The organism is Paenibacillus timonensis (assembly GCF_022427145.1).
Taxonomy (GTDB): Bacteria; Bacillota; Bacilli; order Paenibacillales; family Paenibacillaceae; genus Fontibacillus; species Fontibacillus timonensis.
This window is the reverse complement of the sequence record NZ_JAKSXN010000002.1, coordinates 41,629-60,716: the sequence shown is the minus strand read 5'-3', so window position 1 is coordinate 60,716 and position 19,088 is coordinate 41,629. Positions and strand designations below refer to the sequence as shown.

Sequence of the window (19,088 nt, the reverse complement as noted above, 5' to 3'; positions counted from 1 at the left end):
TTCTGTTCCCCTTTGTTTTCTTAACGAGAGGAATCGTCCTCCGGCCCGGACGTTACCTCGAGGTCCCAGCCAAGCATGCCGCCGAGGAAATTGTGGACCCGTCCAAAACCTTGCGCTTGCAGGTATCGAGCGACTTCGTAACTTCGGGAGCCGCTGCGGCACACCAATACGTATTCCTGCTCCGGGTCGAGCTCTTCGAGCCGGTAGGGGATTTCGCCCATCGGGATCAGCGGAACCCCGGGAATATGCGCAGCTTCGTATTCAAACGGCTCGCGGACGTCGATGACGACGGTTTCGTTGGCGGGATCCTGAAGCAAGGCGTGCAGCTCGGCCTTATCGATATGGGAGATGCCTCCGATCATTTGGGGCATGGTATCATTCCTCTTTTCCATGAGTAGTTTGGTTAACTTCTTTCGTTTATCCTTCTGCGCCTGTCGGCTCGTCAAAAATGCCCATGCTCAGGTACCTCTCTCCGGTGTCCGGCGCGATACATAATACGCGTTTGCCGGGGCCTAACCGCCGGGCCAGCTGGATTGCCGCCCAGACCGAGGCTCCGGACGACGGTCCTACCAATAATCCCTCTAGAGCAGCCAAGCGCCGCGTCGTTTCCAGTGCGGCCTCATCGCCGACTTGGACGATTTCGTCATAGACGGCGGTATTCAGCACCGGCGGGATAAAACCGGGGCTCGTGCCCACCAGCTTATGCGGGCCCGGTTCCCCGCCGGAGAGCACCGGGGAGCCCTGCGGCTCGACGACGGTGATGTGGAGGTTCGGGATCGCGCCGCGCAGATATTCGCCGGTGCCGGTCATCGTGCCGCCCGTGCCCGCCGTGGCGACAAACCCGTCGAGCCGGCCTTCCATTTGCCGCACGATTTCCGGCCCGGTTGTAAGCCGGTGAATTTCCGGGTTGGCCGGGTTCTGGAACTGCTGCGGCATAAAGCTGCCGGGAATTTCGGCCAGCAGATCCCGGGCTTTGGCAATCGCGCCGGGCATGCGCAATGCGGCCGGCGTCAACACGACCTCGGCGCCGTAGGCACGCAGCAGGATGATACGCTCTTTAGTCATGTTGTCCGGCATGACCAGGATGATCCGATATCCTTTGGCGGCGGCGTTCATGGCTAGCCCGATCCCGGTATTCCCGCTCGTCGGCTCGATGATCGTGGCCCCCGGAGCGAGGAGACCCGCCCGTTCCGCCGTCTCGAGCATATGCGCGGCGGCCCGGTCCTTAACGCTTCCGCTCGGATTGGCAAACTCCAGTTTGACGTATACGTCCGCGTCCTGCTGCGAGGCCAGCCGATTTAATTTGACGACCGGGGTTTCGCCTATTAGGTCGGTGACGCGTTGGACCGCTTTACGAGTCATGGCGGTTCGGCTCCTCTCTCTAAAATTTAAAGTTTTTATCTATTCTACTCGGGATCCTCCTATTCTTTCAAGCCGCGCCTTCCATTCGACATTTAACCGTTTCCAACCCGGGCTTCCTATGATAAAGTAGCAGTAACAACGAAGATGAGCCGAAATAGGTCTCGTCTTCTTTTTTTATGTAAATGGGTGAATTGAATCACAAATAGGATGGCGCAGAACGCAAAAGGGGTTGTTGGAATGATGAAAAAGAAAGGAAGACCGACGGCATGCGTGCTATTGATAGGATTGCAAGGGTTGCTGGGAATCGGCGCGGTATTCGGCGGGGGAGCGTTGATGCTGGACCCGTCGGGCAGCCTGCTGGGGATGCCGACGGATTTGATGCAGCTGCCGCTGTTCCCGGATTATTTGATTCCGGGACTAATCCTGTTGCTGGTCTTTGGCGTGCTTCCGCTCACGGTAACGGCCGCCCTGGTCTGGAGATGGGATTGGAGCTGGGGAGAGAAGCTGAATTTATTTAAGGACCGGCATTGGTCCTGGGCCTTTTCCTTGTATATCGGCTTTGGCTTAATCATCTGGCTTACGGTCCAAATCTACATTCTTGGCGGTTCCTCCGTCGTGCATTTGGTTTATATGGCTTGGGGATTGGCGATCCAAGCCATGACCGTGCTGCCGGTGGTTGCAGGCTACTATCGGAAGCCGTTCGGCGACAACGCCTAGGAGGGGAAACATGAGAGATAAACTAAAGCCGGACACCCCTACGCGGGGGCCCGGCGGAATACGGCTGCTTCTTGGTCTTCTGTGCGCAGTGGCGCTGCTGGCCGTTTTGGGCGGCTGCAGCCTGGCTACGGAGCGGCAAAAGAAGCTTTACGACGACGAGGCGGAGCTTGCCCAGGAAGGCGACACCTTTACTTACGTGAAGCGGGCTAGCTCTACGAACAATGAGTCGTCCACGTTTTCTTTTGCTTCTTTCTACGGGATGGAAACGATATGGACCATCCACGTCTCGGCGAAAGGCCAAGTGACCTTCCTGCATCGGCAGGAGATCGACGGAGGCCGGTTCAAGCTGGTGGCCATCGGCCCGGATCGCCAGGTGACAACCCTTGCCGAGGGAAATAGTGAAGGCAAGATGGAACTCAAGGTCAGACCGGGAACCTATCGAATCAAATTCGTAGGGAACAACGCCAAAGGCCGGGTGCAGACGGAGATTCAAGCGGATACGGGCATCCGCATCGCCTCCGCCGACGATTGATCCAGGTTACCAGCTTGATAACGCCGTCCGTTTCCAGGTGTCCTTGGCCACGCAGACGTAAATGTAGTTGTCATCCCAGGCGATGTCGCCGGGATTTCCGGGAGCCTTCGAGGACGCCGGCGTGCGGGATTCGCGGATGCGGATTCCGTCCCCGTTGATGTCCAGCGCGCTTTGCGGGTCCTCGGCTCCGATGCCAACTTGCCCGTTGTCGCGTCGGATCGTCAGGGCGCTGTCGATCGCTTCTCCTTCATCCGAGTAACGGATCAGGTTAAAATCCGCCCCGGCATTGCTGCCTTTGAGCTCCGCGCTGTTGGCGCGCAGGCTCCAAAGCGGGCTCGTAGCGTTATCCTTGCCGGTGTTGGCCAACTGCACGTCCCGATTGCCTTCGCCGGCGACCCGCAAAATGCCGTCCATGACGTTGAAGTTGGACGAATGGGTGCGAATTTCGGCAACATCGGTGTCGTAGGGAATCTCCAAACGGGTAAATAATTGATCCTTATACTCTCCGGTTGGCGACATCGTCGTTTCAATCGAAATATGCTTGTGGTCATGTTGTTCCGGATTATTCGCTTTATCATGTGAAATAATCGCCGTTTTGTCCTTTCCTTGCTCATCGGCCCAAGCGATCGCCGGTTTGGCTCGGTCTGCCGTCCATTGCAGGCGGATCAGATCGGATAAATGCCCTTCGCTTTCGATCCACTGCTTATCGGTGGACAGGTGGAGCCGTTCATTCTGAGGGAGGGCCAGCCCTCCGCCCGGCAGCTTGGATTCCGTAAAAGGGGAAGTCGTGGATGAAGCGTCTTTGGATGAGCCGAACATCTGGCATCCTCCCACGAAAATGAGGCTGACGCCTAATGCGACGATTGAAGCGTTTTTGACAAATTTCATTCCATTCTCTCCTTTTCGGTGCGTATTTGACGGCTTATCTGTTTTTCTGCCGCGGTTCTATAGAGATCATATAGATTTTAAAAAGGGCAGGGCAATAGGCATTTCGGATGGTTTAAGCGGGCGGGAGGCAGACGGAGGTACGAAATGGAAGGAAATTGGGAAAGAAGCATCATACGAGATCAAGGAGGAACCAACGATGAGTGAAGCCCCCTCTTATGAGGAGTTTACGAGGTACGTGATTCTGCTCTCCTTAAATCCGGGTCGACGTTTGGAGAAGGATTTAATCCGCGAGCACGTCGCTCATTTAAGGGAACTGGACCGGAACGGCCAGCTTGTCATGTGCGGCCCGTTCACGGATTACAAAGGCGGAATGGTCATCATTCAAGCGGCTAGTCTGGAGGAGGCGCGGGAGATCGCGGAGCGCGATCCGTTCGTGAAATCGGGAGCGGAGAACTATGAGCTTCGAACCTGGGCGATTTCCTGTGAAGAGAATCAGCATTTGGGAGCGGGTTGAGGAGTTGGACCTAAGACTAAGGTTTTGTCAAGCTGTGGACAAGGTTATCCACAGCTTGTTGGCTATCTTCATGAAAAAAGGATGAAAGCTTGTGTGCCAGCGTATGAAGCAAGGTCGGGGAAAATGGGTGTCGTGTTTTCAGAAAACTGTGGATAATGTGAATAAGTTGGTGGATAAAACGGGGTTTTGACAAAAAACGACGATATCCCCGCGAAAAAACGGCCTTGCGGGCCGTTTTTAGGTCGAATTTATTCTGCATAATGGGGATAAAACTGTGCATAACCGTGCCGGTAAAGCGAGGGGAAGTAAAAAAATATTTTGTGAATTTTATCCTTCCGCCAAAGATTCCCATTCTTCGTAGGCGGTGGATAACTGTTCTTTCCGGCGGTCGATTCCGTCCTGGCGCTCCTGAACCGCGGTATAGTCCTGATATACCTCGGGGAGGGTCAGTTCGGCTTCCAATTGGGCGATTTCGTCTTCAAGCCCAGAGATCAACTCCTCCAACTGCTCCATCCGGCGTTGACGGTTCCGTTCTTCGCGTTTCGCCTGTTTATCGGCTTCATAGGAAGCCGCCCCGGATTTAGCGGCTGCCGTGGCTTCGGGCTCGGGCAGCTTGCCCGCTGTGCTTGCGGATGCCTTTACCGCTCCGGCGTTCGTCTGCTCAGCGGCGAGTTCGGCAAGCTCCTGTTTTTTCGCCAAATAATCGTCATAATTACCCAGGAAATGATCCGCGCCGGTCGGATGCAGCTCGACGATCCGCTCCGCCATCTTGTTCAAGAAGTAACGGTCATGGGAAATGAACAGCAACGTGCCGTCGTATTCGATCAAAGCGGACTCCAGCACTTCCTTGCTGAACAAGTCCAAATGGTTGGTCGGTTCGTCCAGGATCAGCACGTTGGCTTTTTGCAGCATCAGCTTCGCCAGGGCAACCCGGGCTTTCTCTCCGCCGCTTAACGCCGCGACCTTCTTAAGTACGTCCTCGCCGCTGAACAGGAAATTGCCCAGCACGCTACGGATCCGGGCTTCCTCGATGTGAGGGAAAGCGCCCCATACTTCCTCGAGCACGGTGTTGGCTGCGTTCAGATGCGTTTGCTCCTGGTCGTAGTAGCCGACCTTCACCTTGGCCCCCCATTGAATCGTTCCTTCCGACGGCCGCAAATCTCCGGTCAGCATTTTCAGCAAAGTTGATTTACCGATCCCGTTAGGACCGATTAAGGCCACCGTTTCGCCACGGTACAGGTCGAAGTTGACGTTTTGGAATAACGGTTTTGGTTTGTCCGCGAACGTGTAGGAGAGACCGCCCACGTGCAGCACCTCTTTGCCGGTCATGACCTCGGCCTCGAAAGAGAAGGTTGCCCGTTTCAGGTCGCCGAGCGGACGGTCCAGGACCTCCATCTTCTCCAGCGCCTTGCGCCGGCTTTGCGCCCGTTTCGTTGTGGAAGCCCGAACGATGTTTTTCTGGATAAACGCCTCCATTCGGGCGATTTCATCCTGCTGTTTTTCGTATTGCTTCAACTGGCTTTCGTATTCCGCCGCCTTTAGCTCAATGAACCGGCTGTAGTTGCCAGTGTAACGGCGCGATTGATGGCGTTCGATCTCCACGATGGCCGTAACGAGCCGGTCCAGGAAGTAACGGTCATGGGAGACGACCAGCAAGGCCCCGGAATAATTGCGCAAATAGTCCTCGAGCCAGGTCAACGTTTCAATATCAAGATGGTTTGTGGGTTCGTCTAGCATCAGCAGATCTGGGGCCTGCAGCAAAATGCGGGCGAGTGCAAGCCGGGTTTTCTGACCGCCGCTTAACGTCGCGATGGGGGTGTCCGGCGCAAAATCGCCAAATCCCATACCGTGCAGCACCATGCGGATGCGGGTTTCCATCTCATATCCGCCGTGGTCTTTGAACCAGTCGGATTTCAGCGCATAGCGGTCGAGCAGTTCTTGGTGCGCTTTCTCGTCCCGGGCCAACTCCGGATCGGCGATCTGTTCTTCCATCCGCCGCAGCTCGCGCTCCGTTTCGATCAGCGGCGCGAATACGGCGAGCATCTCTTCCCAAATGGTGCGGTCCGATTGCAATCCGCTATTTTGCGCCAGGTAACCGATCGTCGTCTCTTTGGCTTTGAAGATTTGCCCTCCGTCGTAGGAGAGTTCTCCGGCCAAAATTTGCAGAAACGTCGATTTGCCCGCGCCGTTGACGCCCACGAGGCCGATCCGGTCCCGCTCGAGCACCTGCAGGTTAATCCCTTCCAGCACGGGGGTCACGCCGTATAATTTCGTAATGTTCGAAGCTTGAAGCAGCATAACCGATTCGATCCTCCATAAAAAGATTTGCAGTCTGTGCATGATAAAAGTAATAGTTCAGTGAACCGCGTACCTTCAGTTTACATGAAACCAAGGCGAAATGCATCGCTGAATGCTTGGAAAGCCGGGTTTTGCAAACCGGGTGCTTTGGTTTTCATTTTTATATAACAATGATACACTAAGGAGGAGATCAGCCGGATTCGTCCAAGCCTCGGAACGAGATCCGGCAAACGCGAGACGGGAGCGGAAGGGGAGAACGGCATGGAGCCAGCGGAGGCCAAAAGAGAGCTGAGACAGCAGATGCAGTTGGTTCGCGCCCGAATACCGGAAGCTTCCCGTGCGGAGCAATCGCTGGCCGCCAGTCGTATTGCGGAACGAGAGGTGCTGGGACCCTTGCGGGAGCGGCGCGGCGGAAGGCTGAACCTGTTCAGCTATGTTTCGTTCCGGGACGAGCCGGATACTCGGCCATTGCTGGCAAGCTGCCTGGCCCAAGGGGATCGGCTGCTCGCGCCGAAGATCGGAGCGCAGCGGAGCCTTACTTTGCACGAGCTGTCCGGAACTGCGGACCTCGTCCCCGGCACCTGGGGGATCCCGGAGCCGGCGGAGCATACGGCCGTCTGGCCTCCGGAGCGCTACCCCGAAATCGACGTCATTGTCGTTCCGGGGCTGGCGTTCGACCTGAACGGGGGGCGCATCGGATTCGGCGCAGGGTATTACGATCGTCTGATCGATGAATTGGCCCGCCGCAGCGGTGGCACCCGGCAAGTCGTCCTAGGGGCGCTCGCCCTGGAGGAACTGATCCGGGCGGATGCGATTCCGATGGAACCGCATGATTTCCGGATCGACCTGCTGTTTACGGCAAAAGGAACGATATATATGAAGGAAAGTAGTGATAAGCTTGGCGAACTCGGAATCGGGTCAAGGAATGACGCATTTTAATGAACAAGGCCGCGCCCGAATGGTGGACATTTCCGGGAAATCGGCAACTGTTCGTGTGGCGGTAGCGGAGACGAAGGTTTCCATGCTTCCGTCGACCCTTGAAGCGATCAAGGAAGGACGGATTGGCAAAGGCGATGTGCTTGCCGTGGCTCAGGTTGCGGGAATCCAGGGAGCCAAACGGACGTCCGATTGGATTCCGATGTGCCATCCGCTTGCGCTGACCGGCGTCAACATTACGTTTGGCGACAACGGTCGGGACGAGCTCTATATTGAAGCAACGGTGAAGACGGAAGGCAAAACCGGCGTGGAGATGGAGGCGCTCACCGCGGTGTCCGCCGCGGCGCTGACCGTGTACGACATGTGCAAGGCGCTGCAAAAGGACATGGTCATCGGCCCGACGCAGCTGCGCTCGAAGTCGGGCGGCAAAAGCGGGGATTACGTGCGCTCGTAACATTTGCGGCGGCTACTGGATTTTGATATAGATAAAGAAGGTAGTTTTCTATTGAATTCAGCATGAATCGACATGATCCGGCATTACGTTGGACTCCAAAGGGAGTTCCTATATGGATGAGGAGGGTGACTTCATGGTTTGGAAAACAGCGATTCTTACCGCCAGCGACAAAGGAGCCAGGGGAGAACGTGAAGATACGAGTGCCCAAGTGATCCGCGAGCTGGTGGAAGAGGAATTGGGCGGCGAAATCGTGGAATACCGCATTGTCCCCGATGAACCGGATGAAATTATCGCCGCATTGATCGAAATGACCGATTATTTTCACGCCGATTTGGTGCTTACCACCGGGGGGACGGAGCTGGCCATCCGTGACGTGACGCCGGAAGCGACTCGACGGGTCATCGAGCGCGAAGTGCCGGGCATGGCGGAAGCGATGCGGTACCGCTTGATGCAGAAGAACCCTGCGGCGATGCTGTTTCGGGGAATCGTCGGCATTCGCGGGCGGACGCTGATCGTGAATTTGCCGGGAACGCCCAAAGGCGTGCACGAAAATTTGGCGGCGATCATGGATCAGCTGCCGGAAGCGTTGCTCATGGTTACGGGTCAATTTCGTTTATAACGCGATCTCTTTTATCGGGCCTTTTTTCTCTATTTCTTTGTTAAGTTGTAAAATAAATAGACTGTAACTGTGATATTCGTTATGGTATGATGTGGGCGAGTGGATTTGTCGATTCGGATTACCCTGGTCTATTTATTTGCCGTAACGAAAGGAGAATCAACCATGAGCGCAGGCGGATTTTTGTTGATCGTCATCGCGGCGTTGCTGTTGTTTGGTCCGAATAAATTACCTGATCTGGGGCGGGCGGTTGGACGCACGTTCCGTGAATTCAAGGAGGCCACCCGGGATATCGTCGACGATCAGCCGGAAGCCAGAAGAACGGAAACCGCACCGCAGCCGCAGGTAGAGGGCCCCAAACCGGACGACCGCCGTCTTCCCGAATAAACGGTAGCGGCAGAGTCAGTTGCATAGGCGAAACCTTGATCCCTTCCTTTGCGGAGGGATTTTGCTTGAGATGGGACGGAAAGCCCGGCGGGGAAAGGAGAACCTGAGATGTCGGAGAAAGACAATGCGCAAAGTCTCGTGGATCATTTGACGGAGCTGCGGCGGCGATTGGTGGCCGTCTGCGTCGTGTTCGTCGCCGTGCTGGTGGCGGCCTTTTTCGTGGTCGATCCGATCTACCACTATTTGACGAAAAACGCCATTTCCGGCGTGACCATCGAATTAAACGCTTTTTCGTTTTGGGACGGCGTTGGCGTGTATATGAAAATCGCGATGTTGGTCGCGCTAGGGATCACGCTGCCGTTTACGTTGTACCAGGTATGGGCGTTTGTCAGCCCCGGCCTGAAGGCGCAGGAACGCAGGGCGACCGCGAGGTATATCCCGTACGTGTTCGTTTTTTTCCTGGCGGGCCTGGCCTTCGGTTATTACGTGGTGTTTCCGCTTGCAATGACGTTTACCGGTTCGCTCAACAAGGAGCTGGGACTCGTCGAGACCTACGGAATGGCCGACTATTTCAAGTTTCTGACCAATATCGTCTTGCCGATTTCGTTATTGTTCGAGCTGCCGCTGGTCATTTTGTTTTTGACGCAGCTGCGGATCTTAACGCCGCTTCGGCTCAAGAAGATGCGCCGGGTCGCGTATTTCGCGCTGGTGGTCGTGTCGGTGATGATTACGCCGGCCGACTTCTTCTCCGCCTTCCTGGTGCTGGTCCCGCTCGTTCTGCTTTATGAGCTGAGCGTGCTGCTGTCCAAGCGGGTTTATGCGAAGCAGCAGGCGGCGGACGCGGTGCGGGCGGAAATGTATAAATGAGGGAACGCGCCTTGGCGGAAGCGGGGCGCGTTTTTCTTTTGCTCGCTGGGGCTGGGCTTGGCGCGGGGGTGCCGGGGTGCAGGGTGAGCCGCATCGGGAGGGGGAATCGCCGATCAGCCGCTGTTGTCCGCCCTTTGCCCTGATTGGAACGAAGTGAAGGAGGAGGCAAAGGGCTCCCAAAGGCGGACGTAAACTCTGCCCGGCGATCTCCCCCTCTTTATGCGGCCCACGTCCCCCGGCGCCAAAGCAGCGCAAGGCTGCCCGCCCATGCCCAGCCGCGGCGAAGAAGCCGCGGGGCCCGCTTCCGCGCAAGGCGCGTTGGGGGGGGCGGCGGGGAAGGGGCTGGGCCTGGCGCGGGGGTGCCGAGGTGCAGGGTGGGCCGCAACGGGAGGGGGAATCGCCGATCAGCCGCTGTTGGCCGCCCTTTGCCCTGATTGGAACGAAGTGAAGGAGGAGGCAAAGGGCTCCCAAAGGCGGACGTAAACTCTGCCCGGCGATCTCCCCCTCTTTATGCGGCCCACGTCCCCCCGCGCCAAAGCAGCGCAAGGCTGCCCGCCCATGCCCAGCCGCGGCCGAAGAAGCCGCGGGGCCCGCTTCCGCGCAAGGCGCGTTGGGAGGTGGCGGGGAAGGGGCGGGCCTGGCGTGGCCTTGGCGGGCGGGGGTGCCGAGGTGCAGGGTGGGCCGCATCGGGAGGGGGAATCGCCGATCAGCCGCTGTTGTCCGCCCTTTGCCCTGATTGGAACGAAGTGAAGGAGGAGGCAAAGGGCTCCCAAAGGCGGACGTAAACTCTGCCCGGCGACCTCCCCCTCTTTATGAGGCCCACGTCCCCCGGCGCCAAAGCAGCGCAAGGCTGCCCGCCCATGCCCAGCCGCGCGGCCCGCTTCCGCGCAAGGCGCGTTAGGGAGGTGGCGGGGAAGGGGCTGGGCCTGGCGCGGGGGTGCCGGGGTGCCGGGGTGCCGGGGTGCGAAGTGGCGCACCGTGAGGGGGCAACCGGCTGCTTATCCGCTGCCCCTGCCTGCACATAAATGTTGTATTTCCTACAACATTTCGGGCTCGCCTCCGCCTGAGGAGCGCGAAATGTTGCATTTAGTACAACAATTGGAGCTTGATTGGCCCGTTTATCCGGAAAATGTTGCACTTTATGCAACATTTCTGCCCTACACGGGCCAAACACCGCGAAAATGTTGTACAAAATGCAGGATTTGCTGCCCCTCCCACGGTCGGTACGGCCAAAGCGGGTTAACCGATCGACGAAACGGAGGAACGTTCGCCCATGTACAAGCGGACCGGACTAGCCGGCTTTGCCGTACTCCCCATACTGCACGTACTCCCCATACTGCACGTACTCCCCATACTGCACGTACTCCCCATACTCCACATACTCCCCATACTCCACATACTCCACATACTCCACATACTCCACATACTCCACATACTCCCCGTCCATCTTCCCCGGAATATTTATCCAAGCGCAAGGATACAATGGGAAGGGCGCGGGGTAAGCCCAATGAAACAAAGAAAAAAATTTGTACAAAGGAACTTGAAATCTACTCGCAACTTGAGTAATATAAAAGTGGTTGTTAGCACTTGAGTAGATCGAGTGCTAATACATATGACAAACATCTACCCATAACACCACATATTTAAAGGAGGCTGTTTTTTCATGATCAAACCTTTAGGTGAACGCGTTCTCGTGCAACCGATCGAGCAAGAGGAGACAACGGCATTCGGCATCGTGCTTCCGGACACGGCCAAAGAAAAACCGCAGGAAGGTAAAGTTATCGCCGTTGGCAGCGGAACTTTGAAAGATGGCGTCCGCGTTCCGTTGGAAGTGAAAGAAGGCGACCGCGTTCTTTTCTCCAAATATGCAGGCACCGAAGTGAAGTATGAAGGCAAAGAATATTTGATTATGAAAGAAAGCGACATCCACGCGATCCTCGGCTAATCCGCCGACAGGTATCCGAACGGACGAACACATCCACAACTATATGGGAGGTAATTGAACAATGGCAAAAGAGATCAAATTCAGTGAAGACGCCCGCCACGCTATGCTTCGTGGGGTTGACGCTTTGGCAAACGCAGTAAAAGTAACGCTCGGTCCGAAAGGCCGCAACGTCGTGCTGGAGAAAAAATTCGGCAGCCCGCTCATCACGAATGACGGCGTGACGATCGCGAAAGAAATCGAACTGGAGAACGCTTTTGAAAACATGGGCGCCCAGCTCGTTAAAGAAGTAGCGACGAAAACGAACGACGTAGCCGGTGACGGTACGACTACCGCAACGGTTCTGGCGCAAGCACTGATCCGTGAAGGTCTGAAAAACGTAACTGCCGGCGCTAGCCCAATCGGCCTGCGCAAAGGGATCGACAAAGCGGTTCGCGCTGCAGTCGCAGAACTGAAAAGCATCTCCAAAGCAATCGAAGGCAAACAATCGATCGCTCAAGTTGCCGCTATCTCCGCCGCTGACGAAGAAGTTGGCGAATTGATCGCCGAAGCGATGGAAAAAGTGGGCAAAGACGGCGTCATCACGGTTGAAGAGTCCCGCGGCTTCGCAACGGAGCTTGAAGTGGTTGAAGGGATGCAATTCGACCGCGGTTATGTATCTCCTTACATGATTACCGATACGGACAAAATGGAAGCCGTACTCGATAACCCATATATCCTGATCACTGACAAGAAGATCAGCAGCACGCAAGAAATCCTGCCGCTTCTGGAGAAAATCGTACAACAATCCAGACCGCTGCTCATCATCGCTGAGGATATCGAAGGCGAAGCGCAAGCGATGCTGATCGTCAACAAACTGCGCGGTACGTTCAGCGCGGTAGCCGTTAAGGCTCCTGGCTTCGGCGACCGTCGTGAAGCAATGCTGCAAGACATCGCGGCTCTGACGGGCGGCCAAGTGATCACCGAGAAGCTCGGCCTTGACCTGAAGAGCACCACGGTGGATCAACTCGGTAACGCGCGTCAAGTTATCGTTACGAAAGAAAACACGACGATCGTTGATGGCAGCGGCGACAAAGCCGACATCACGGCTCGCGTGAACCAAATCCGTGCTCAACTGGAAGAAACGACTTCCGAATTCGACAAAGAAAAACTGCAAGAGCGTCTGGCTAAACTGGCTGGCGGCGTAGCGGTCATCAAAGTCGGTGCAGCAACGGAAACCGAACTGAAAGAACGCAAACTGCGCATCGAAGACGCGCTGAACGCAACGCGTGCAGCCGTTGAGGAAGGGATCGTATCCGGCGGCGGCGTAGCCCTCGTGAACGTATACGGCGCTGTAGCTGCGGTTGAAGCAACCGGCGACGAGAAAACCGGCGTTAACATCGTGCTGCGTGCCCTGGAAGAACCGGTTCGCACGATTGCAGCCAACGCGGGCGAAGAAGGCTCCGTTATCGTGGATCGCCTGAAGAAAGAAAAAGTCGGCATCGGCTACAACGCCGCTACCGGCGAATGGGTGAACATGATCGAAGCGGGGATCGTAGACCCGGCGAAAGTTACTCGTTCCGCATTGCAACATGCGGCATCCGTTGCAGGTCTGTTCCTGACAACCGAAGCGGTTATTGCCGACAAGCCAGAACCGGAAAAACCAGCTGCTCCTGACATGGGCGGAATGGGCGGCATGATGTAATTAAGGGTTCGCACCCTATGACATATAGCTAACTAGAGGAGAAGGCCTTTCATCAGTTGTTAAACTGATGGGAGGCCTTTTTTTCATATAGGCAGTCTTTTTGTTAAACGATGCTTTATAAATAGTTTTTTATCTTGAGATGGGAACCCTACTAAGTTACTCTCTTATTAGGATTAGTCATTATTGGGGAGAGCGAATAACATGAAGAAGCAGCATTTTTACATTGATGGAATACCCACGATTTATTGGGGCAATCCCACCGAGAAAATCTTCATTTTAATTCATGGCGCAGGTTCTAATAAAGAGGAGGCCGAATTATTTGCGAATATCGTTAAAACTAAGGGCTACGGGGTAATCAGTTTCGATATGCCGGAACATGGAGAAAGAATCAACGAAGCAAAACCTTTGCGGCCCTGGAACTGCATAGAAGAAATCGTCAAAGTATACCGATATGCCCAGAGTATTTCTCCCCACATCAGCGTTTTTGCGACAAGTCTGGGGGCATATATGTGCCTATTAACATTTCCGGAGATCAAACTGGAAAGAGCCCTGTTTCTTTCGCCGATTCTTGATCTTCAGCGGCTCATCCGGAATCTGATGTCTGCATATGACATTACGGAGACCCAAATTATGGAGAAAAGGGAGATCGCCACTCCGGCAGGAATTACGCTGTACGACGATTACTATAACTATGTCATGGCGCATCCAATAGCAAAATGGGAAACACCGACGGAAATTCTGTATGGCGAATACGATAATTTAACCGAATACGAGATTGTCACCGGCTTTGCAGAACGTTACGGCTGCGGCTTGGAAGTGATGGAGAATGGAGAACATTGGTTTCATACGGAAGATCAGCTTGCCTACTTTTCGGACTGGGTAGATAAGGTTATAACGAATTGATATCGGTACCATTAATTACCGTGAGGTCAACCTTGCCTCCCGGAGATGCACGGTAGGTATAGGAATTGGGGAGAAAGGCTACTGGGACAAAGGCTACGGGTCGGATGCGATGAAGGCGCTGATCCACTACTTGTTTCAAACGATGAATCTGAACCGGATTCAACTTGAAACTTGGAGCGGAAATGAACGGGCGATTCGGTCCTACGAGAAAAACGGTTTTGTGGTGGAAGGGCGTTTGCGCAACGAAACCTATATCGATGGGAAGTATTACGATACCATCGTGATGGGGTTATTAAGAGAAGATTATCAACCCGAATAGCTAGATTGGTTGTATCACGCGATAAGCAAGAGAGCTGTCCCGAAGGGTCATCCATTCATGACCCAGGGATAGCTCTCTTTTTCTAACATGCCATGAACGTTTATGGAAATTTTACATTTTAAATTTCAAATTCCAGCTTACGGTAGTCTTGTTGTGTGATAGAATGAATGACAAATTTCATTCCATCCGGAGGAGGACGAAGATGTGGGCTTATCTGATCCGCCGCGGGATTCATTCATTGATTGTATTGTTTATCGTCATGAGCGCGTGCTTTTGCGTCATGCGCTTGATGCCGGGGAACTTCTGGTCACTAAGCATAGGGATGACGGAAGAGCAGATCCGGATAGCGAACGAACAGATGCATCTCTTCGGCCTGGACTTGCCGATCTACCAGCAATATTTTCGGTGGATAAGTGAACTTCTGCATGGAAATTTTGGCCTTGATTATTATCGTACTCCGATTAATAGCTACATTTGGGAATATGTACGGAACAGCTTTATCCTGCTCGGTACGTCGTTTCTCATCGCCTTGATCATTGCCATCCCATGGGGGATCTATACCAGCAAAAGGCAGGACGGAATATCGGACAAACTCGGCCTCATCCTGAGCCTGATCGGGTACTCCATCCCCGTATTTGTGTTGGGACACTGGCTGCAGGACATCTTTGCCTTCCGATTGTTTTGGTTCCCGCCTAGCAGTATGCATACCCCGTCCAAAACCGGGGAGCTGGGCGATCTCATCTACCATATGGTTCTCCCGGTAACTACGATAACGATCGGCCTCATTGCATACTACTTAAAAATGATCCGTGCCAGCATGATCGAGGTTCTGCCTGCCGAATTTCTAAACCTGGCCCGTGCCAAAGGGGTTTCTGAAAGAAGGGTCACCTACCGACATGCGCTGAGAATGGCTTTGGTCCCCATGATTACGATCATCATGCTGGATTTGCCAACCCTGATTTCCGGCGCAGCGGTGGTCGAGAACGTATTTAACTGGAACGGTCTTGGAAGCTTGGCGGTAAGCGCCGCGCGAACCCGGAACTATCCCGTGCTGCTCATGAGCATCTTGATTATCTCTTCCTTCGTGGTGGTTGCCAATTTTTTGGCGGACCTGCTCTACACGATCGTGGACCCTCGCGTGAAACTTCACCGGAAGGGCATCCTGCGGCGATGATCAGCCGGAAGGAATCGAGTTGCCTTTGCGCTGCATGAACTCCCGGGGGGAGATGCCCTCCACTTTTTTGAACACTTTGCTGAAATAAAAAGCACTTTCATACCCCAGCTTTTGCGAGATTTCATAGATTCGTCCCTCGCCGCGAACCATCATTTCCTTGGCCGCCGCGATTTTGGTCTCCGTGACGTATTCCACGAAATTGATTTTGGCGGTTTTGGAGAAAAGATGGCTAAGGTAATTCGGACTAAAATTGAACACGTCGGCGACCTGGTTGAGGGATAGCTTGCTGCTCAAATTGCGTTTGACGTAATCCTGCACGTTTCGGACGATTTGTTCCTTGTAGCTCTGTTTGCGCGACGACAGGATCTCGCAGCACCCGTCCCGGAATTGAACCAGCCAGTCGATGACGCCCTGGGTCGTTTGCTTTTTATAAATCGCGCGGTAGCCCTCCGGCTCGTTCTCGAAAATCTGCTCCACTACGTTTTCGCCGTCCGCCAGCAAAGAAGTGGCCATGTATAAAATATTGCAGGCCGCATCGGTGGCCGGGACAAGCTGCTCGGGCCTGCCGTCTAACCGGTTGATCACCTTCGTGATCATGGCGTACAAGGCGCCGATGTCCAGCTCCTCGAAGGCGCGGCGGATGTCCGAACGGGACGCAGAAACGACGTCTTCCCCCGGGGAAGGCAGCTCGGCTTCGTTGCTTGGGGCAAAAAAGACGAACGCTTGCCGTACGAGCGCCATCGGCAGAGCCCGGCGGGCGGCCAGGTAACTCTCGTGCAGCATATAGGGATCTTCCACGGCATAACCGACGGCGCCGATGATGTTCACATTGAAATAGGAATGCAGCACGGATGCCATATCGTGAAGCAGCCCTTCGATCTCCGGCATCCATCGCTCCGGATCTTTGTCGGAGAGGGGCAGCACAATGGCGAAGTTCCGCAAATCCAGGCTGGTGACGAAGCAAGGCCGTGCCGAGGCAAGCGTATCCTTGGCCATTTGCACCGTGCTGGAGCATAAAGCGACCAGCTTATCCCCGCGGGGGGGCACGCTATCGGGTCCTTGAATCCGGCAGGTACAGACCAGATAGGCGGGAGCCGATAAATCCAGCTCGAGATCGTCTCTTTGCAGAAGGTATTGGTTCTTGTTCTCGAATAGCTGGTTGAAAAGACGGATAAAGAACTTATCCCGCAGCGCATGCAGATTGCTGCGATAGAGCATGTTGGGATAACTCTCCACGGTTTTGTGATCCTCCAGCAGGGTGACGGCCTTCCGCACGGATTCGGCTAACGTCTGCGGAGTCAGCTCGAGCTTCACCAAATAATCCGCGGCCTGCAGGTGAATCGCGCTGCGCGCATACTCGAATTCCTCATAGCTCGTCAGGAAGATGAACAGCGGAATCCGCCCATATTTGCGGCGTACGGATTCGGCGACCTGCAGGCCGGTTTTGACCGGCATTTTGATGTCGGTAATGACGAGGTCGGGACGCAGAGCTTCAATCATCTCCTCGGCCTGAGCACCGTTATGGGCGATGCCGACGACCTCGATCTGATAATCCTCCCATTTCAGCATCGACTGCAGGCCGATGCAGACCAGGGCCTCGTCATCGGCGATTAACAATTTCATCATACCATCACTTCCTTGCGTGGTTTACGTTAGCGAAAGGCAGAAGGGACGGAGCTCACATCTTCCGGTAAGGCAACAACAGGTTCATTCTCGTATATTCGCCCAGCTTGCTTTCAATGGACAAGCCGTACCGCTCCCCAAAGGTCAGGCGCAGCCGATCATGTACGCTGCGTAATCCGACATTTTCGAACAGGCCCTTGGAGCCGGGTTCCTGCTGGGACAAGATAGCGGCGATTTGTTCCTCGCTCATCCCGACCCCGTTATCCTCAATCGTGATCAGCATGTCGTAGCCGCCGCTTGAGGCCACCGTAACCGCAATTTCTCCCCGCCCCTTCGGTTCGATCCCGTGGAAAATTGCATTTTCCACCAGCGGCTGGAGCGTGAAGCGGGGAATCAGGCCGGAAAGCAGCGCCTCCTCCTCGATGTTCTGCTCCATCGTAATCGTGCTGCCGTACCGATATTTCTGGATGAGGAAATAATCGTCCATCAAGCTGAGCTCTTCCCGCAGCGGAACCAGCTTACGTTGATCCTTGGCGATGCTGCGCAGCAGCCGGGACAAGGAGGTCGTCATTTCCGCGATGCCCGTGGCGTTCTGGATCGTCGCCATCCATTTGATGGAGTTCAGCGTGTTGTAGAGGAAATGGGGGCTGATCTGGCTTTGCAGCATCCGGTATTCCAGCTCCTGCTTCTGCTTCTCGTCCGCCACGCGGGAATCCATCAGCGTCAGGATATCATGGGACAACCGGTTGATGCCTCGTCCCACATCGCCCAGTTCGCTGTTCCATTCGATGTTCCGGTCGATGAGGAAGTTGCCTTGCGCGATTTTATCGATCCGCTTGCGTAATTTCTCCACGGGCAAGCTGATCGTCCGGGTTAAATAGAGCGTAATAAAGCCGCTTAACGCGATGACCAGCAGGGATACGCCGATCATCAACAGCAGCCAGGCGTTCAACTGCGGGGCGAATTGCTTCTCGTCCAGCGTTTGGGATAGCACGACGCCTTCCTTCACCGGATAGGACACGGAGATCCGGCGTTTCCCGTCCTGTTCCATCCACGCCAGCTGCGTCAGGGCGCCGGTGGCTTCATTCTTGTCGTACGGAAGCATGGCGTAGGGACTGGAGAGCGGCTGCACCTTGTCCCCCACGATCCGGTACTTGTGGCTGCCGAGCGTGAGCAGCAGTTCAGAGCCCTCCGGCAGGCCATACCCCTTCAACTTATCGGTAATGACCGAGGTATTGGCGAGCAGATAGACGGTTCCGATCTGGGCGGCCCGATCTCCATAGATCGGCAACACGAACGGGATGCCGCTCGAACGGGATAAGGGGTCCTGAATGACCCTTTCCCACGCTTCCTTCGCGTCGGCGGACAGTCCGGGGAATTGGCTGATATTATGGATATTCAATGGAACTGAAGCGCTTCCAGAATTGTCGACTTGAATAAATTTCGCTTGGTTGTCGGTGATGATCAGCCGACGCACGTAGCTGTTGGAACGGTTGACCCGAAAGTCCTCCTGCATGGATGCGAAGACGTTCAGCCCGTCCTTGGCGGTGGCGTCCGGCGAGACGAAATAGTCTTGAATCAATTGATTGGTGGGGGAGTTCGTGCTGCTGGACATGGCCAAGGCGGACAGGTTATTGAGATCCTGGTCGATGATGTGGGAGACCAGCTGCAAATTGAATTCCGTCGCCTGAATCGTCGTTTTGCGCTGGAAATACGAGATGAGCTCATAGCTGAAAAAAGACAACATTCCCGCGATCAGCAAAGCAAACAAGGTCATGATCATAATAATGCGGCTTTTGATGGTGGCTTTTCTTTGGCGCGTGTCGATCACCTCGTCGGAAGCAAGATCACTGCGGGTATGAACCGATTATA

At 54.9% G+C, this 19,088-nt stretch carries 22 protein-coding genes; 14 read left to right on the top strand and 8 right to left on the bottom strand.

The features are described 5' to 3' along the window. Positions 1-20: 20 nt before the first annotated feature. Positions 21-362, bottom strand: a complete 342-nt coding sequence (locus MJ257_RS01185) for a rhodanese-like domain-containing protein (RefSeq protein WP_308193135.1) — start codon at positions 360-362, stop codon at positions 21-23. A 55-nt stretch (positions 363-417) separates the two neighbouring features. After that, positions 418-1,362, bottom strand: coding sequence for a cysteine synthase A (gene cysK, locus MJ257_RS01180; RefSeq protein WP_240267552.1), 945 nt, complete (start codon positions 1,360-1,362; stop codon positions 418-420). A 237-nt stretch (positions 1,363-1,599) separates the two neighbouring features. Here cysK and MJ257_RS01175 point away from each other — a divergent pair, with 237 nt between their 5' ends. Together MJ257_RS01175 and MJ257_RS01170 are read left to right on the top strand one after the other, a co-directional pair. After that, the gene (locus tag MJ257_RS01175) at positions 1,600-2,079 is read left to right on the top strand and encodes a hypothetical protein (RefSeq protein WP_240267551.1); all 480 of its coding nucleotides are present in this window, start codon (positions 1,600-1,602) and stop codon (positions 2,077-2,079) included. Positions 2,080-2,089: 10 nt separating this feature from the next. After that, positions 2,090-2,611, top strand: coding sequence for a hypothetical protein (locus MJ257_RS01170; protein ID WP_240267550.1), 522 nt, complete (start codon positions 2,090-2,092; stop codon positions 2,609-2,611). A gap of 6 nt (positions 2,612-2,617) precedes the next feature. On the opposite strand, the gene MJ257_RS01165 is transcribed toward MJ257_RS01170, so the two are convergent. Next, on the bottom strand, positions 2,618-3,499 hold the full coding sequence (locus tag MJ257_RS01165) for a hypothetical protein (protein ID WP_240267549.1): 882 nt from the start codon (positions 3,497-3,499) through the stop codon (positions 2,618-2,620). Between the two features lie 196 nt (positions 3,500-3,695). Between MJ257_RS01165 and MJ257_RS01160 the strand changes: the two genes are divergently transcribed. Continuing rightward, on the top strand, positions 3,696-4,013 hold the full coding sequence (locus MJ257_RS01160; protein ID WP_240267548.1) for a YciI family protein: 318 nt from the start codon (positions 3,696-3,698) through the stop codon (positions 4,011-4,013). Between the two features lie 16 nt (positions 4,014-4,029). On the opposite strand, the gene MJ257_RS01155 is transcribed toward MJ257_RS01160, so the two are convergent. Together MJ257_RS01155 and MJ257_RS01150 are read right to left on the bottom strand one after the other, a co-directional pair. Further along, positions 4,030-4,365, bottom strand: coding sequence for a hypothetical protein (locus MJ257_RS01155; protein ID WP_240267547.1), 336 nt, complete (start codon positions 4,363-4,365; stop codon positions 4,030-4,032). After that, complete coding sequence (locus MJ257_RS01150; RefSeq protein ID WP_240267612.1) at positions 4,341-6,311, bottom strand: ABC-F family ATP-binding cassette domain-containing protein; 1,971 nt, start codon at positions 6,309-6,311, stop codon at positions 4,341-4,343. The genes MJ257_RS01155 and MJ257_RS01150 overlap by 25 nt, the downstream gene beginning before the upstream one ends. 261 nt (positions 6,312-6,572) lie before the next feature. Between MJ257_RS01150 and MJ257_RS01145 the strand changes: the two genes are divergently transcribed. From MJ257_RS01145 to MJ257_RS01120, 6 genes are all read left to right on the top strand, one after another. Beyond that, positions 6,573-7,250 carry a 5-formyltetrahydrofolate cyclo-ligase gene (locus MJ257_RS01145; RefSeq protein ID WP_240267546.1) on the top strand — a complete coding sequence of 226 codons (678 nt, stop codon included), beginning with the start codon at positions 6,573-6,575 and terminating at the stop codon, positions 7,248-7,250. Further along, positions 7,237-7,701: a cyclic pyranopterin monophosphate synthase MoaC gene (gene moaC, locus MJ257_RS01140; protein ID WP_240267545.1), complete on the top strand. Its 465-nt coding sequence runs from the start codon at positions 7,237-7,239 to the stop codon at positions 7,699-7,701. The genes MJ257_RS01145 and moaC overlap by 14 nt, the downstream gene beginning before the upstream one ends. A gap of 133 nt (positions 7,702-7,834) precedes the next feature. Next, a complete protein-coding gene (locus MJ257_RS01135) occupies positions 7,835-8,320 on the top strand; it encodes a MogA/MoaB family molybdenum cofactor biosynthesis protein (RefSeq protein WP_009226288.1) in 486 nt (161 codons plus the stop codon). A 162-nt stretch (positions 8,321-8,482) separates the two neighbouring features. Beyond that, on the top strand, positions 8,483-8,704 hold the full coding sequence (locus tag MJ257_RS01130; RefSeq protein ID WP_240267544.1) for a twin-arginine translocase TatA/TatE family subunit: 222 nt from the start codon (positions 8,483-8,485) through the stop codon (positions 8,702-8,704). Positions 8,705-8,812: 108 nt separating this feature from the next. Continuing rightward, positions 8,813-9,571 (top strand): twin-arginine translocase subunit TatC, encoded by a 759-nt coding sequence (tatC, locus tag MJ257_RS01125; RefSeq protein ID WP_240267543.1) that lies wholly within the window; start codon positions 8,813-8,815, stop codon positions 9,569-9,571. 219 nt (positions 9,572-9,790) lie between these two features. Beyond that, positions 9,791-10,054, top strand: a complete 264-nt coding sequence (locus MJ257_RS01120) for a hypothetical protein (RefSeq protein WP_240267542.1) — start codon at positions 9,791-9,793, stop codon at positions 10,052-10,054. Between the two features lie 808 nt (positions 10,055-10,862). On the opposite strand, the gene MJ257_RS24760 is transcribed toward MJ257_RS01120, so the two are convergent. After that, positions 10,863-10,994, bottom strand: a complete 132-nt coding sequence (locus tag MJ257_RS24760; protein WP_275693622.1) for a hypothetical protein — start codon at positions 10,992-10,994, stop codon at positions 10,863-10,865. 240 nt (positions 10,995-11,234) lie between these two features. Between MJ257_RS24760 and groES the strand changes: the two genes are divergently transcribed. The 5 genes from groES (at position 11,235) to MJ257_RS01095 (ending at position 15,593) form a co-directional block, all read left to right on the top strand. Next, the gene (gene groES / locus MJ257_RS01115) at positions 11,235-11,516 is read left to right on the top strand and encodes a co-chaperone GroES (RefSeq protein ID WP_155606444.1); all 282 of its coding nucleotides are present in this window, start codon (positions 11,235-11,237) and stop codon (positions 11,514-11,516) included. A gap of 61 nt (positions 11,517-11,577) precedes the next feature. Beyond that, positions 11,578-13,197, top strand: coding sequence for a chaperonin GroEL (gene groL, locus MJ257_RS01110; RefSeq protein WP_240267541.1), 1,620 nt, complete (start codon positions 11,578-11,580; stop codon positions 13,195-13,197). A gap of 201 nt (positions 13,198-13,398) precedes the next feature. Then, on the top strand, positions 13,399-14,100 hold the full coding sequence (locus MJ257_RS01105; protein WP_240267540.1) for an alpha/beta hydrolase: 702 nt from the start codon (positions 13,399-13,401) through the stop codon (positions 14,098-14,100). Next, positions 14,096-14,419: a GNAT family N-acetyltransferase gene (locus MJ257_RS01100; protein WP_308193140.1), complete on the top strand. Its 324-nt coding sequence runs from the start codon at positions 14,096-14,098 to the stop codon at positions 14,417-14,419. Before MJ257_RS01105 ends, MJ257_RS01100 begins: the two co-directional genes overlap by 5 nt. Positions 14,420-14,621: 202 nt before the next feature. Beyond that, positions 14,622-15,593 carry an ABC transporter permease gene (locus MJ257_RS01095; protein ID WP_240267539.1) on the top strand — a complete coding sequence of 324 codons (972 nt, stop codon included), beginning with the start codon at positions 14,622-14,624 and terminating at the stop codon, positions 15,591-15,593. Here MJ257_RS01095 and MJ257_RS01090 read toward each other — a convergent pair whose 3' ends face one another. Continuing rightward, positions 15,594-17,219 (bottom strand): response regulator, encoded by a 1,626-nt coding sequence (locus MJ257_RS01090; protein WP_240267538.1) that lies wholly within the window; start codon positions 17,217-17,219, stop codon positions 15,594-15,596. 52 nt (positions 17,220-17,271) lie between these two features. Beyond that, on the bottom strand, positions 17,272-18,999 hold the full coding sequence (locus MJ257_RS01085) for a cache domain-containing sensor histidine kinase (RefSeq protein ID WP_240267537.1): 1,728 nt from the start codon (positions 18,997-18,999) through the stop codon (positions 17,272-17,274). Positions 19,000-19,088 lie beyond the last annotated feature (89 nt).